This is a genomic window from Synechococcus sp. R55.8 (assembly GCF_047461895.1).
Classification (GTDB): Bacteria; Cyanobacteriota; Cyanobacteriia; order Thermostichales; family Thermostichaceae; genus Thermostichus.
This window is the reverse complement of sequence record NZ_JANSIB010000080.1, coordinates 1-14,275: the sequence shown is the minus strand read 5'-3', so window position 1 is coordinate 14,275 and position 14,275 is coordinate 1. Positions and strand designations below refer to the sequence as shown.

16 protein-coding genes and 1 pseudogene are annotated in these 14,275 nt (G+C 59.3%); 2 read left to right on the top strand and 15 right to left on the bottom strand.

All coding sequences use genetic code 11. From position 1 onward, the window contains the following. Positions 1-50: 50 nt before the first annotated feature. The 4 genes from NW829_RS08970 to NW829_RS08955 all read right to left on the bottom strand — a co-directional run bounded on the left by NW829_RS08970 (position 51) and on the right by NW829_RS08955 (position 3,345). Positions 51-1,418, bottom strand: a complete 1,368-nt coding sequence (locus NW829_RS08970; protein ID WP_414350401.1) for an RtcB family protein — start codon at positions 1,416-1,418, stop codon at positions 51-53. Positions 1,419-1,494: 76 nt separating this feature from the next. Next, positions 1,495-1,914 carry an archease gene (locus tag NW829_RS08965; protein WP_414350399.1) on the bottom strand — a complete coding sequence of 140 codons (420 nt, stop codon included), beginning with the start codon at positions 1,912-1,914 and terminating at the stop codon, positions 1,495-1,497. A gap of 69 nt (positions 1,915-1,983) precedes the next feature. Continuing rightward, positions 1,984-2,754, bottom strand: coding sequence for a hypothetical protein (locus NW829_RS08960; RefSeq protein WP_414416911.1), 771 nt, complete (start codon positions 2,752-2,754; stop codon positions 1,984-1,986). 108 nt (positions 2,755-2,862) lie between these two features. Beyond that, a complete protein-coding gene (locus tag NW829_RS08955; protein ID WP_414331247.1) occupies positions 2,863-3,345 on the bottom strand; it encodes an ABA4-like family protein in 483 nt (160 codons plus the stop codon). A gap of 720 nt (positions 3,346-4,065) precedes the next feature. Between NW829_RS08955 and NW829_RS08950 the strand changes: the two genes are divergently transcribed. Next, the gene (locus NW829_RS08950; protein ID WP_011432677.1) at positions 4,066-4,329 is read left to right on the top strand and encodes a sulfiredoxin; all 264 of its coding nucleotides are present in this window, start codon (positions 4,066-4,068) and stop codon (positions 4,327-4,329) included. On the opposite strand, the gene NW829_RS08945 is transcribed toward NW829_RS08950, so the two are convergent. The 4 genes from NW829_RS08945 to NW829_RS08930 form a co-directional block, all read right to left on the bottom strand. Beyond that, positions 4,315-5,004, bottom strand: coding sequence for a response regulator transcription factor (locus tag NW829_RS08945; protein WP_414389514.1), 690 nt, complete (start codon positions 5,002-5,004; stop codon positions 4,315-4,317). The genes NW829_RS08950 and NW829_RS08945 overlap by 15 nt on opposite strands. A gap of 190 nt (positions 5,005-5,194) precedes the next feature. Continuing rightward, a complete protein-coding gene (locus tag NW829_RS08940; RefSeq protein ID WP_414412858.1) occupies positions 5,195-5,983 on the bottom strand; it encodes an ABC transporter permease in 789 nt (262 codons plus the stop codon). Next, entirely contained in the window at positions 5,980-6,762 is a 783-nt protein-coding gene (gene cobA / locus NW829_RS08935; protein WP_011432673.1) for a uroporphyrinogen-III C-methyltransferase, read from the bottom strand. The genes NW829_RS08940 and cobA overlap by 4 nt, the downstream gene beginning before the upstream one ends. 64 nt (positions 6,763-6,826) lie before the next feature. Next, positions 6,827-7,621 (bottom strand): sirohydrochlorin chelatase, encoded by a 795-nt coding sequence (locus tag NW829_RS08930; protein WP_414416910.1) that lies wholly within the window; start codon positions 7,619-7,621, stop codon positions 6,827-6,829. A gap of 142 nt (positions 7,622-7,763) precedes the next feature. On the opposite strand from NW829_RS08930, the gene NW829_RS08925 reads away from it, so the two are divergent. Continuing rightward, entirely contained in the window at positions 7,764-8,717 is a 954-nt protein-coding gene (locus NW829_RS08925; protein ID WP_414343721.1) for an asparaginase, read from the top strand. A 4-nt stretch (positions 8,718-8,721) separates the two neighbouring features. Here the strand turns inward: NW829_RS08925 and NW829_RS08920 are convergent, their stop codons facing one another. The 7 genes and pseudogenes from NW829_RS08920 to NW829_RS08890 form a co-directional block, all read right to left on the bottom strand. Further along, positions 8,722-9,408 (bottom strand): DUF3318 domain-containing protein, encoded by a 687-nt coding sequence (locus NW829_RS08920; protein WP_414329157.1) that lies wholly within the window; start codon positions 9,406-9,408, stop codon positions 8,722-8,724. Between the two features lie 324 nt (positions 9,409-9,732). Then, complete coding sequence (locus NW829_RS08915) at positions 9,733-10,491, bottom strand: hypothetical protein (RefSeq protein WP_011432665.1); 759 nt, start codon at positions 10,489-10,491, stop codon at positions 9,733-9,735. An 80-nt stretch (positions 10,492-10,571) separates the two neighbouring features. Beyond that, positions 10,572-11,102: a 5-(carboxyamino)imidazole ribonucleotide mutase gene (gene purE, locus NW829_RS08910; RefSeq protein WP_414329156.1), complete on the bottom strand. Its 531-nt coding sequence runs from the start codon at positions 11,100-11,102 to the stop codon at positions 10,572-10,574. Positions 11,103-11,116: 14 nt separating this feature from the next. Beyond that, positions 11,117-12,208 (bottom strand): L-threonylcarbamoyladenylate synthase, encoded by a 1,092-nt coding sequence (locus NW829_RS08905; RefSeq protein ID WP_414416909.1) that lies wholly within the window; start codon positions 12,206-12,208, stop codon positions 11,117-11,119. Between the two features lie 24 nt (positions 12,209-12,232). Continuing rightward, a pseudogene (locus tag NW829_RS08900) lies at positions 12,233-13,075 on the bottom strand (YihY/virulence factor BrkB family protein). A 39-nt stretch (positions 13,076-13,114) separates the two neighbouring features. Next, complete coding sequence (locus NW829_RS08895) at positions 13,115-13,255, bottom strand: hypothetical protein (protein WP_414412508.1); 141 nt, start codon at positions 13,253-13,255, stop codon at positions 13,115-13,117. Beyond that, positions 13,230-13,886 (bottom strand): chromophore lyase CpcT/CpeT, encoded by a 657-nt coding sequence (locus NW829_RS08890; RefSeq protein ID WP_414412507.1) that lies wholly within the window; start codon positions 13,884-13,886, stop codon positions 13,230-13,232. The genes NW829_RS08895 and NW829_RS08890 overlap by 26 nt, the downstream gene beginning before the upstream one ends. Positions 13,887-14,275: the final 389 nt, after the last annotated feature.

The following is a 14,275-nucleotide window of genomic DNA, read 5'->3' as shown; positions in this document are numbered from 1 at the left end:
CTCTATCTCGTCAGTGCTCTCTTTTGGCTCAAATGAAAGATCAACACAACCTAGCCTTTGATACACAGAATTGGCTTTAAGCGCGCTACAAGTTTCGCAATCTTGGCTTGATCGGCAGCGCGCACCACTTTGTCGACGTTTTTGTAGGCCTGGGGCGCTTCTTCAGCTACCCCCCGCAAAGAGGGACTGCGCACGATGACGCCGCGCCGTCTCAGTTGTTCGATAATCTCCTGCCCTGTCCAGGCTTTGAGGGCCTGGTTGCGACTCATCGCCCTCCCAGCGCCGTGGCAGGCTGAGGAGAGGGAAAGGGCCTCCCCTTGCGCGGTGCCGACCAGAATGTAGGAAGCCGTGCCCATGGAGCCACCGATGATGACGGGCTGACCGATAGAGCGAAAAGCTTGAGGAAGCTCTGGGTGGCCAGGCCCAAAAGCGCGCGTTGCCCCTTTGCGGTGAACGAACAGGCGGCGCTTTTTCCCCTCTATCTCGTGGGTTTCCTCCTTACAGGTGTTGTGGGAGACGTCGTAAATAAGGTCGAGTTCAGCTTTGGGGAAAAGCTCAGCGAACACCTCGCGCACCCAGTAGGTGATGATCTGGCGGTTAGCCAAAGCGCAGTTGGTTGCCGCCCGCATTGCTCCCAGGTAGCTTTGCCCCACTTTGGACTTCAAGGGCGCACAGGCCAGCTCGCGATCAGGTAGCTCTATGCCGTGTTCTTTAGCCGCCTGTTGCATCTTCTTCAAGTACTCAGTGCCGATCTGGTGACCCAAGCCACGGGAGCCGCAGTGGATAGTAATCACCACTTCCCCCGACTTAAGGCCAAAGCCTTTGGCAATCTCGGGATCGTAGATCTCGTCAACAACTTGGACTTCGAGGTAGTGGTTACCCGAACCGAGGGTTCCCATCTCGCGCCGCTGGCGCTCACGGGCGTAGGCGGAGACTTCGCTCGGCATTGCTCCGCGCATGCGGCCATGTTCTTCGATGCGCTCCAGATCCTCTTTCTTGCCGTAGCCCTGAGCAACAGCCCATTCTGCTCCGCCTTCGAGCATAGCTTCCATCTCTTTGTCGCTCAAGGAGATCTTGCTGCGGCTGCCGAGCCCTACCGGTACGCTCGCGTACAGGGCATTGGCTAGGGGCTCTGCCATCTCCTCCACTTCCTCGCGCTTTAGCCCGGTTCGCAAGGTTCTCACGCCGCAGGAGATGTCAAATCCCACGCCGCCGGCGGAAATCACCCCCCCTGCTTCCGCATCAAAGGCCGCCACCCCACCGATGGGAAAGCCATAGCCCCAGTGGGCGTCTGGCATCACGTAGCAGGCTCCAACGATCCCTGGCAAGGTGGTCACGTTGCTGGCCTGCTCGGCCACTTTGTCGTCCATTTCCCGGATTAACTCCTCGTCGGCAAAGATCAAGACCGGGACACGCATTCTGCCTTTTGGAGGAATGCGCCAGACTGTCTCATCCACACGCTCAAGTTTCTTGATATCCATAGGTTGCCTCCCCTTACACGTCCACCACGCACTGGGCCACCCAAAGCTCACCCTCTCGGGCTACCTTGAGTTCCGTGTAAGTTGCCCCCTTAACTTCTACCGCCGGTCGGTGCTTGGCATGGTCAACTCTTTCCCCCCACAGGCTGGCCTTGAGATGCTCTTTTGCCAGGTGCACTTCGACTTTTCCAAAGAGCATGCCTCTGACGGCCATCTCGTAGATCACTGCGTTCAGGAAATCCACCAACAACAGTTCCAGATCGCCTGCATTTCCTAGCTCGATCTCTAGGTGTTCTCTGGGAGCTACTTCATCCACGCTAGTGACCACCGCAGTCAGGGCCAAAGCTGCCTGGGCAAAGGCTTCCTCCGGCGTTGCCCCATAGCCGCGGACACCAATGTCAGCCATGTGTTCAAAGTGCTCCCATCTTGCCTGCACCACGGCAGTCCCCCTGCTCTCATTCTCAGGCCAAAGCCAGAGGCCACCTGGATAGATTAAGGTTTCTCTCTAGAAACTGGAAGAGGAAAGAAGGCGTAGCTCAAAGGTGAGGATGTTGGCAGCCAAAATCTCCAGGGCTCCTCCCTCAATGAGCTCGCGGGTGAGGCCGCTTCCAGATCCACTTTGCTGGAGTAACTCACGGCTGCGGCGCATGGTCTCTTGGCGCTGGGGATCGTCGACAACCACCTGCCGCTGGTTGGAGAGACTAAGGCGATAGTAGTTGGGCAGTTCGTCGCGGGTGGCATCAATGGCTAGATTGGTCTCTTCAGGAGCCACGCGAAAAGGGGCGCGGGCAGTGAGCAAAGCCACCTGGATATCCTGGTTTTGCCCGTCCAGACCTTGGAGCTCCGAAAGGTCAATCCGAAACCTAAGGGTGTCGCGGTCCCGGTTAACGCGCTCCACCCGCACTTGGTTAAAGCCAACGGCAAACTCTCGCTCCTGCTCACCAAAGCGCTGGATGGTAGCTTGCAAAACGGCCTCCTCGTTAAGAGGGGTAACCCGAATCAGGTAGTCCCAGTCGCGCACAAAGGTGTACTCGTTGGGCCCAACCCGGACATTGGGATCTACCAGGTTGGCGGTGGGGCCAGGGCTACCAGCTCGGCTAAGGGCCACCATGTACCAGTAGTTAGGGCTAATGGGCAGGCCCATGGTCATGCGCACTTCCAACAAAAGCCGTGCCCAACTAGCCCCAGCCGTGAGGGCCACAAGGGCTGCTGCTCCAAGGCCGCTCCACAGCCACCGCTGAGGACGCAAAAACCAAGCTATGCCTCCACTCCTCATCAAACAGTTCCTCTGGCCTCAAGGCTGAGGGCTCCTACCCCTGATCCTAGCCTCTTAGGACTTCCTCCTGCTATGCGAGCCTGGATCCCTATTCGATAGAGCCTATCCCTAGGGGTTAGCCAACTCTTGTGGCACTCCTGTCTCTTGAGTCCTTCCTTGCGCCTGGTTTTGCCGGCGTGCCTGGACAACTGCCACCGTAAGCAAATGGGAGAGCAAGCCCACTGGCCCGGCAAACAAGCACAAAATCAGGGAATGGGTTGTCCATACTCGCTTATCCCACCCTTCCAAGAAGATCCAGCGGCCCACAAACAAATCCATGACGATGTAGTGTACCCATCCCGTCGCCATAACGGCGGGTTGACTGAATAGGTCGGTTAGGCTGGTCAGAGACAGTTGAGGGTCGGAAAATTCCTTGAGAACATCGGCATTAAACCCGGTGACCAAAAGATACAAATAAACCGCCGCCAAAAGAGCGATGGGCAAAAGCGATTCCATCACTTTGCGGGTTACCTTCCAACCCGGCAGCAGAATCATCAAGGCCCAAAAGGGCAAAGCAAACCAGTTGGCCCCGTTAAAGATCATCTCCAGCATGCTTGGAACCCCCAACGCTACCTGTCCATTATCGGCCTAATGCCCCCTGGGGATCCCTGCAGTAGCGGGTGAAAATGGATGGGAGTTATTCCTGACTTGCCCTGAAGTTTTTTCTGAAGCTAAAGGGATCCCGGTCGCTATTCCGGTTGGCGGAGCCTAGCAGTCGCAATGGAGCTGACCGCACGGCCACTGTCGGTGGTGGCGGCAATGCGGGAAATGCGGGATCCGGTGTCGGTCATGGCCCAGAAGCTGCTGATGCTTTTGGCCGTAGAGGTGGGTTGAGCTGGGCCGATGGGGGATTCTACTGCCTGGGAGTCTGGGGATTTTTCCTGAGCAGGGATCCACACCACAGGTTCCTCACCCCGTTGAGCTACTGCAACTTTTGGGGCGGGATGTTCTGGGGTGGGCTCAGGGGCTTCTTCTTTGCGGGCGGCCTCTGCAGCAGGGACATTCCGGGGAGAGGGCTGCTGAACCAGCCTCTTGTCAAGGGGTGGTCGTGGCGCGGCAGCGGGGGGTGCAGGGGGGGCTTGGCCGGCGATCTTTCCCCATAAGGCTTTGAGGAGTTGCCACATGGCTGGGTTGGCTACTGAGGGAGAGAGCAGTGAGGAATGGTGTTATCCTGCCATGCTCTGGCCTGAGAATCCATCCCCTCTGCCAGTCTTGATAGAGCAAAGTCATAACGAGTATGATTAAGGAGCTTGCTTAGGGAGAAAGTTCAACATGGCGCAGATTCGCGAGATTCCCCTTGCCCAAATTCGCCGCCCTTTGCCGCGGCAAACGGATCCGGATAAGGTGCAGGCGCTGATGGCTTCCATTGAAGCAGTCGGCCTACAGGAGCCCATTGAGGTTTTGGAAGTGGAAGGGGAGTATTATGGGTTCTCCGGCTGCCATCGCTACGAGGCATTTGTCCGCTTGGGCAAGGAGCGGATCCCCTGCCGGGTGCGAAAAGCGCCACGTGCTGTTTTGAGGCTACACCTGGCCTGAAAGGGATCCCTTCTGGCCCGGCTCCTCTTCGGCGGTGTAGCCCCGTTCGTAGGCAAAACGCACCAGTTGCGAGCGATTTTCCAAAGAAAGCTTGCTGAGGATGTTGGTCAGGTGAGTTTGCACAGTGCGCGGGCTGATGAACAGCTTCTCGCCGATTTGCTTGTTGGTGAAGCCGCGAATGACTTCCCGAAAGACCCGCTCTTCGGCAGGGGTCAGGGGCAATTCGGGTGGAGTGGGTCGGGGGGCCGCTTCCGGTTTTGGCTGGGACTGCTGTTGGATCAGCCGCAGAATTTCCGATTGGGTGCGGCGGGAGCGTTCAATCTGGGCCTCGATTTTGGCCACCAGTTCCAGGGGTTCAAAGGGCTTGATGATGTAGTCATCCGCCCCCCGCTCATAGCCCTGAACCCGGTCATCGATCTCTCCCCGCGAAGAGAGAAAAATGAAGGGGACGAGCTCGCCGCCGCGCTGTTGGCGCAGTTGTCGGCAAAACTCGAAGCCGTCCATTTCCGGCATCACCACATCTGAAACCACCACATCCGGCTGCTCTTGGGCAAACAGACGCAACCCTTCTACACCCGAAGCGCCTGTACAAACCCGATAGCCATGCTGAGTCAGGTGGCGGCTCAGCACCTTCAGGGAGAGGGGATCGTCATCTACGACCAGTACACGCTTCATGAGGACTCGAGGAGGCTGTTAGGGAAAAGGGTAAAGCGCTATTCACCTGTTATCTGTCGCTATTTCAGGGAGACGGACAGGATTCGTCATTTGGCTGGGGTGCCTTGACCCATAATAGTGGTTTCAAGGGTGGCCTGGTTGAAAGCTGAAGACTACGGTAGCTGTGAAATGAGGGACTGAACCTGGCCCTCTAAGCTCCCATTCCCGAGTACTGTTGCAAGCCTTTGCGCCACAACCAGCGATTGGCCAGCCAGAGCAGGCCCGTCCAGGCCAGGCCCAGGCCAAAACCGCGCAGAATGTCCACCGGGATCCCTGCCCAGAGGCTGGCGGGAAAATGCACCAGGTAGGGGAAGGGTGTCCAGGCCAAGACCTGGCGCACGGGTGGTGGGAACACCTCCAGAGGAGCGATCACCCCCGAGAAAAACAAGTACACCAAAAAATGGAATTGCTCCAAGGCCGTCACCCGTTCCACCCAAAAGGCCAGCAGCGCCAGGGTGTACTGCATGAGAAAGCGCAGGGCAAAAGCCAGGAGAATGGCCAGGGATCCCAGCCCCGCCTGGGCCCAAGAGGGGATCCAAAAGGCAGGGGGGTAGAGGACGAAGAAAAGGGCGATTAAAACCAGGGTAAAGGGGAGACGGGCCAAGCGCTCCATCAGGTGGCTGGCCACATGGTGCCAAGCGGGATCCAGAGGCTGCAACAGGCGAGGAGATAATTTGCCTTCGACCACCTCTCGCTCAAAGTCCCAGATGACCCAGACGATGGTGAACTGGCGCACCAGGAACACCGCCAGAAAGTAGCGGATGAACTCCAGAGCAGACAGCGAGAAGTCTCCTGAGCGGGCTGCCTCGCTCCACACCCCCATCATGATCAGGGGCAGGGATCCGGCCAACACCCACAGGATCAGCTCGGCCCGGTACTCCAGCATGTAGGCGTAGTAGGCGGAGAAGAGGGCACCCAACTTGCGAAAGAAGGCGTTCATGGAGATTCCGGTTGCGCAAGCGCTGCGGAGCAATACGAGACTGGCGGACGCAAAGTGGGCAACAAGCTGGCCAGGCTGACCACCGCTCCCACCACAACAATTGAAGGCGGTGCTACGGGCGAGGGCTGCCCAGCCAGAGTCTGCAGGCGGAGCAGATGAATCTCTTGCTCAGGGGTGGTGCCCCAGCGGATCAGGGCAACCGGGGTGTCGGGAGCTTTCCCTCCGGCCAACAATTCAGCGGCAATGTGGCTGAGGTTGTGCATGCCCATGTAGATCACCAGGGTTTCCACCGCCCCGGCCAAAGCCCGCCAATTGACCTGAGGGCGGTATTTCCCTGCCGCCTCATGTCCGGTAACAAAAGCAACTGAGGAGCTGAGGTCGCGATGGGTGAGAGGGATCCCGGCATAGGCGCTGGCGGCAATGCCCGCCGTAATGCCCGGCACCACCTCCACTGGGATCCCGGCCTGCACCAGAGCCAACATCTCCTCGCCGCCTCGCCCAAAGATGAAGGGATCCCCCCCTTTGAGCCGCACCACCACGGCTGCCGTCCGAGCTTTCTCCATCAGCAAGGCTGTGATCTGCTCCTGGGGCAAGGTGTGAGCGCCGCAGTGTTTGCCAGCATAGATCCGTTCTGCCGTCGGCGGGATCAGCTCCAGGATGGAGGATCCCACCAGAGCATCGTAGATGACCACATCCGCGTGGGCGAGTAGCGCCTTTCCCTTCACCGTCAGCAGCCCTGGATCCCCAGGCCCTGCCCCCACCAAATACACTTTGCCCATCTCAAGTCCTGGTCGCGTCATTGCTGTTGGAAATATCCATTTTGAGGGAACGGGAAAGATTCGGCTATTCCAGCGCCGGGCTAAAAGCCTGGAGTGTCTCCACAATGGCCTGCATCAGTTGAGGATCACGCCAGAGGGGCGGCTCCACCTGGATTTGGAGCAGAGGCCATTCCCGCTGTAATCGCTGAGCCTGTTCTTGTAGGGCGCGCAGCAGACCGCCTGGAAAGAGAAAAAACGGCAGCACCCGTAGACGGCACTGGCTAAGGCGCAAGCAATGGATCACGACCGCTTCTAAGGTGGGGGACTGGGCAGCAAAAGCCACATGCAAGGGGATCCCCGGCAGGCGCCGTTGCACAGTTTGGATCCCGGCTTGGAGTTGGGCGGCAAACCCCGACAGACGGCTGCCATGGCCGAGCACAATCCAGGCATCGGCCCGTTCGCCGGGTCGCCTGAGCGTTGCAGAGCAAGAGGACTGTGGAGCCAGAATGCGAGCCGCCAACAGATCCAGGAGGGCTGGGTGCTGGCCAATGGGAGGCGTTAACCGGATGGGCAGGCGCGGCCAGCGAGCTTGAACCTGCTTCACCGCAGCCGGTAAATCCTCTTCCACATGGGATCCCTCGCCCATAAACAGCGACAGCAGCACCACTTGATCGGGAGATCGGCCTGCGCCCAGCCAAGCTGCCAGCCGTCCTTGAATCTGTTCGGCCAGGGTGAGAGGCTGACCTTCCAACTGGGCCAGCTCCACCGGCTGGGGAGCCAGCTGCTGCTGCACCCGGGCCAACAAATCTGCCAAAGCCTGCTGATAATCGGGATCCCGGCTGCCGTGACAGACCAAAAACACCAGGGGATTGGAGGACATGGCAGAGGTCAGGGATCCGAGCGAAAGGGTTCCATTTTGCTACTTTAGGGGATCCCGCCAACTTCTCGCGTAGGATCTGCGCGTATGATTTGAAGAGTACACACCCTCTTTCCCAGCTTCGTCAGCCCTTTCCCAGGTTTTCATGTCATTTGAGAATCGTTCCACCGCCCCTGAACTCTTAATCCATGTCTTGCGGGAGGGGTTGACCGAATCTATCCATCATTGCCAAGCTGTCGTGGCCGATAGCCGCGGGCGTTCTCTGGCCATGGCCGGCAACAGCACCACCCCCGTCTTTGCCCGTTCTGCCCTCAAGCCTTTCCAAGCGCTGGCCATGCTCTCCACCGGCATCCGCGAGCGCTACCGCCTCACTGAGAAAGATATTGCCATCATGTGCGGATCCCATCAGGGCACCACGGCTCATGCGCGGCAGGTGTTCAGCATACTGTGGCGGGCCGATCTATCTCCCGATTTGCTGGTCTGCCCCACCCCACCCGGCAAGCCCAGCCCCCTTTGCCACAACTGCTCCGGCAAACATGCCGGCATGCTTATGGCCAGCCGCGCCCAAAACTGGACCTTGTCGGACTATGCCCAGCGGCAGCATCCGGTGCAAGCGCTGGTGCGGGCCAAGTTAGCGGATTTGCTGCAAATGCCCTCGGAGGAGTTTTTGTTTGCGCGGGATGACTGTGGGGTGCCCACCTACCAATTGCAACTGAACCACCTGGCTTCTCTATTCGCCCAACTGACCGCCGGCGAGCGGCCCGACTTGGAATCGGTAGCACGGGCCATGACCCATCACCCGGAGATGGTGGCCGGACAGGGGTGTTTCGACACGGAATTGATGCGGGCCACTCAAGGGGATCTGGTGAGCAAATCGGGTGCTGAAGGGATCCAATGCATTGGCCGGGTAGGGGAAGGCATGGGCCTGGCCATCAAGGTTCAGGATGGAGCTGCACGGGCCAAATATGCTTTGGCTTTGCACCTGCTGCAGCGCATGGGCTGGATCCAGCCTGCCGCCGCCGAGATGCTGGGGGAGCGCTTCCTTCGCGTCGGCCCCTACACCCGCCTCGAGGTAGAAGGGGAGCTGCGCATGCCTTGAAGACTCAGCGCTGGAAGGGGTTTTGGTAAGGATTGGGGCCGGGGTTGGAGCTCTGGCCTTTGTTGCGGTACTTAGGATTGATGGTCAAGGTGCCGGATCCCAAACCCCGCTGCGCCAAGAACTCCAGGTTGCGGCGGCGCATGGTGGTGTCGTAGTCGTTCTTGACGCGATCTTCGAGGATGGCCACCTGCTGCAGCGCGCTCAGCAAGATAGCAGCAGCTTGCTCGGAGGTGTAGCCATTCTGGGAGGCATAGCGCACGGCAAACTCGTCGGCTGCTACCTGGGCCTTCTGGCCCTTCTCCGCTTTGCGCAACAGAAACACCGCTGACGCCGCCAAGCCTGCTGCTAAGCCAACGCCGAGGTTATCTCCCATCTGCAGCTCTACCAAAATGCCCATGCTGCCGGCCCCGATCAAGGCGGGATACAGCAACAACGCCGACCAGTTATCCCCCAAAGCCAGCTCTGTGGCCATCACCGCTTCTCGCAAGAAGTAGATCTTCTGCTGGTCAGGGCTCAGCTTCTGCCAACGGCTGAGGTCAATGGCAAAGCGAGAGTACTTTTGCCAGGGGAAGCGCCACAACGGCTGCACAACCCGAGACTGGTCAGGGGTGCCGATCTCGATCTGCACTTCAGGGCGGATCTCCACTGGGAGAAACTGGATCAGGCGGTCAAAGTCGGAAATGGTATACATGCTGGCACAGTGCGGCTAAGGGAGCGGCTGGAGAGGATTACCCATAGTAAAAGATTCTAGCCTTCCTTGCAGGCCAGCTCCAAGCAAGCTTTTTGCAATAGGGCTGGCGGCAGAGGGACAAGCCTGAGCCTAGATGGAAAGGGGGTATGCCGCGTAACATACTCCCGACCCTGTAGCTAGCTTCCCGCAGGGTTGCTACGCATACAGCGCGGGGCTTCTCGGCGGTTTAGCTAAACCTGAGGTGAGCAATCTATTTGGCGGATTGCCCAAGGGACTGAATTTATCATCCCGGTCAAACCCTTGAGGACCAAGACAGCCGTTATCTTAGTTTGAAGAGGGATCCCTGCTGGGGTGTTTGAGATTGGTCAAATCGTTGAGGCGGCGCAGGATCCCCCATCCCTGTAGGGCCTCCAGCAGGGCTTCCCGCACAACCGCTACCGTCTCTTGGTCGAGGGCCAACCGCAGATAATCCACCGCCAGCCGGGTTTGCTCGGGATCCAGGTGGGACATTAAGCTCTGCAAGCGGCGAACGCCCGCCAGCCGTCGGAAGGGATCGGGAGAAGCAATGTCGCTGAGGTCGCGCTCCAATTGAGACCGTTGCCGCTCTTGTCGGCCCCTGAGCCACTCCCCAAACAGCAGCGACAACAAGGCTAGAGTGGCCAATCCCTGTAGAATGGCACCGGTGGCCAGCCAGCGTTGGGTGGATTCTGCCCAGATGGAGATGAGGGTGTAGGTGCCCAAGGTGGCGGCTGCTCCCGAACCAATTGCCAGCAAAAGCCAGCGATCCGCCTGCCGAAACCAAGCTTGCCACTCCTGCCAGCGGCGGTTGAACTCAGGGCTGCGCACCCCCTGTAGCCCCAACATCACCAAGGTGCCCACCCCCAGAGAGAGCGCCAGCCGCCCATTCCAGAAGGCCAGCCCTGCCAACGCCAAGGCCGACAGAGCCAAAACCCGCCACTGCGGCCCCGATAGGATCCACAGAGCAACTTGGGATCCCGTCTCCACTGCCCCACGCCCCACCCGCTGCAGATATTCTGGCCAGGATCCCTGGCCGGAAGAAGGGCGACCCGATTGATGTTTCACCGATGGCAACTCCCAAAACTCGGCCCTATCTGGCCCTTTGCAAGGCGGCAAGATAGGTCAACGTTCTCTAAATTATGCTCTTATGCTTTGCCGGTGGAGTCGAGATAGGCTTTCCACCCTTGGGTTTGCAACTGGTCGTTTTTCTCCTGCACCGCCTGTTTTAGGCTTTCCCGATAGGCGATCACCCGCCGGAGCAGATCGGGATCTCCACTGGCTAGGATCTGCACCGCCAACAGACCCGCGTTGTAGCCGTTGCCAATGGCCACCGTGGCCACCGGGATCCCTTTGGGCATTTGCACAATCGAGTATAAGGAGTCGATCCCCTGCAGGGATGGGCTGAGCACCGGCACCCCGATCACCGGCAGGGGGGTGAGAGAGGCCACCATCCCCGGCAAATGGGCTGCTCCCCCTGCCCCGGCAATGATGACGCGGATCCCTTGGGTATGGGCGCGGCGGGCAAACTCTACCATGGCCTCGGGGGTGCGGTGGGCGCTGAGGATCTGCATCTGGTAAGGGATCCCAAACTCCTCACACACCTGGGCGGCAGGTGCAAGGGTGGGCAGATCGGAATCGCTGCCCATTACGATGGCAACGAGGGGGGAGAGTTCCATATCGCTAAGCGACGCTAACGCGAAAGGCTGCTGGCCCGGCGTAGCCGATCCATCATCGCATAGCCCAACCCCGTCGAGATGGGTGGGGGCTCTGCCAGCAGGAGCGTAGCATCTCCCTCATCCAGGCGGCGCAGGCTGGCAAAGAGGGCGCGGGCGGCTGCCTTGGGATCCGAACCCAAACACTCCAAACTGAAAGTGATCCCCGGCCAATGGCGGGAGAGGGTGTTCAGCAGAGCCTGCGGATCCGTGGCAAAGCTGAGGATGCCCAGGTGGGAATGACCGGTTGTCAGGTGCTGCACCTGTTGCCAATCGCCGGGCTGAAGCTGGGCAAAAGGGGTGGGCAAAAGCCGGAGGGGCTTACTGGGGGCATAGTGGCTGCTCAGTCGTCCCGGCGCTTCTGGCGGGCCCGTTGTGCCATCCTTGGGGGCCTGTTCTGGGGGCAACCGGATGGGCAACCCCAGGTGGGCCTCCAGGGCTTCCAGTGGGATCCCTCCTGGGCGCAGCAGCGTTGGGATCCCTTCGGGGCTGAGCTTTAGCACGGTGGACTCCAGGCCCACAGCACACTCTCCCCCATCCAAGATGTAAGGGATCCGCCCTCCCAACTCTGCATAGACGGCCTGGGCTGAGGTGGGGCTGATGCGGCCAAAGCGATTGGCACTGGGGGCAGCCAGAGGGGTTTGCACCGCCTGCAACAAAGCTTGAGCCACCGGGTGAGCAGGCACCCGCAGGGCAACAGTAGGCAACCCGCTGCTCACCAGATCCGGCACGGTGGGACACTTGGGCAGCACCAAGGTTAGGGGCCCCGGCCAGAAGGTGTCGATCAGGGATCCCAGCAGAGCACGTGCGGTGGGAGTAAAAGCCGACACATCCACCAGCCACCCCTGCAGCTGCTCTAGGGTCACCCCAGCCGGCAGATGCAGGATCAGGGGATCGAAGCGGGGGCGCTCCTTGGCGGCAAAAATGTTTGCCACTGCCTGCTCATCCAAGCCATTGCCCGCCAGGCCGTAAACCGTCTCCGTGGGGATGGCCACCAACTGGCCCTGCAGCAAGGCCGCAGCCGCTACGGCAATGTGCTCAGGAGTGGGCGAAAGAATTTCCGTCTGCATCCATAACTCGGATTTGGGGTGGGGCTAGGGATCCCGTTCTGCAATCCATTTTCGCGCCTGGTAGAGGGCGATGTTGATTTGATCCCCAAACAGCAGCGCCAAGGAAGTGAGCCAAACCCAGAGCAGCAGCACAATAACCGCCCCCACCGCCCTGTAGACTTGGTTGAACTGCCCAAAGTGCTCCACGTAAATCCGCAACCCCCACGACACCCCAACCCACAGTAGGCTGGCCACGATGGCCCCCGGCCAAATCGGGATTTGGGGTCGGCGCAGGCTGGGGCCAAATCGATACAGCACCCAGCAGGAGAAGACGACCAGCCCCAAGGAAATTGGCCAAGTGAGGATCCCCCACAAGTTCAACCCCAGCTCTCGCAAGGGATCCAACTGAGTCGGCCCGCCAACTTCCTGCGCTAAGAATCCCGCTTTCCTGTACAAGAAGCGCAAAAAGCTGGCACTGAACAAAAAGATCAAGCTGGCCAGTCCGGTCAACCCCAGGGTGGCGAGCATCCAAACCAGCGAGATCAGCTTGCGTCTCCAGAAGGGACGGCGCCTATCTTGAGGGATCTCATGGCTGAGATCCAAAGCTGTCATCACCGCCCCCATGGCTCCAGAAGCAGCCCACAGGGTGCCCAAGAAGCCGAGCGACAACAACCCCCGTTCGCGTCAGCGGTGCGGAGCACTTTTTTGCCCGAAGCGGAGCTCGCGCACATACCGATCCAAAAGCGTCAGGGCCTCTTGGGGAGCAATTTGGCTCAACTGCTCCATCAAGCGCTCGAAGGCTTGCTCAGAGGAGCCGACAAACAGCCCAACCCCGGTCAGGAGCGTGAGGATGAAGGGGAACAGCGCCAACATCGAGCTATAGGCCATTTCAGAGGCCAGGCCAATCGCGTAAGCGGGACGGAGTCCTTACAGCCGGTAGCGCATCGCGTTTTCCCAGGCCAACCGCAGGGTTAGCCAGACCAACTCTCGCCGGGAACGCCGTCCTGACGACGCGAACGGGATCCCCAGCGCCCGCAGCTGCTCAACCAGTTGCTCCAACAGCCTCATGGTTCAGCACTTCAGCCCACTGCGGTAGGTACTGGGAAAAATCTTGCTTTTTGACAAACCGAAAAGGCCCGGATAGGGATCCCCAGATCACTTGATCGGTCTCCGGATCCCGACCTTGATCCAAGCTGTGAAAGTAGTCGGCTCCGATCTCAAACTCGCTGTACAAATAGGTGGTTCTGCCTTTGCGTTCAACAATACAGCCTTTGCCGGGCAGGCTGCGGCCCCGATAGCAGGATCCCGTCCATTCCACCTGGGTGACACAGCCGGGCAAGAGTTCCAACTCCGCTGCTGTCAGACCGGCCAATTTCCCCTTCGCGTAAGCGTTGCCTAGCAACAACTCCCGACCGGCGCACCTGTAGGAGTCAGGAGCTGTCAGAGCATAGTTTTGAATCCGGATCCCATCTGGAGTATCGAAGAGGTGGATCACCCGCTGTCGGTAAGGCTGCTCAGGATAAATGTCGTACAGTTGCTCCACGTAAAACCCCACCCCCTGCAACACCGACCAAGGCAAGGGGCATTGGTACACATGAATGTTGGCAAACCAGACGGGCTCTGCAATCGCCTGTTGTAGGTTGTTGAAGTGCCCTGCCATCCAGGTGGCCAGTTGAGCCAGTTGTGGGGAAACAGACATAGGTTCAGATGGATTCAATGGATTGAAATCGAGAAGATTCAGATCGAGCGCTCCTGATCCTGCAGACTTTGTCCAACTGTCAGGGACTCCGTCCCGATGGCGCACTCCATAACACACTCTACAAAACTACACCAGGGAATAGCTTGGTAGCCCTGTACTTGAGTGCGGGGTGGAAAAGCCCTTGGGCAACTTGATTTAAGGGAATTTAAGGGATTTAAGAGAGCATTGTTGCTTACCGTCACCCGCCCTGTCTCTGGCGGAGTTGTTGCCATGGGCAGGGGAACCGCAACCCTGTGGCGACGAGGCCGTTCGCGCCACTCGGACGGAGTTCTTGAAGGGGATTGGGTTGCAGGGACAGGCTAGAGTAGAGGAGCCGGACTCCTGTGCCT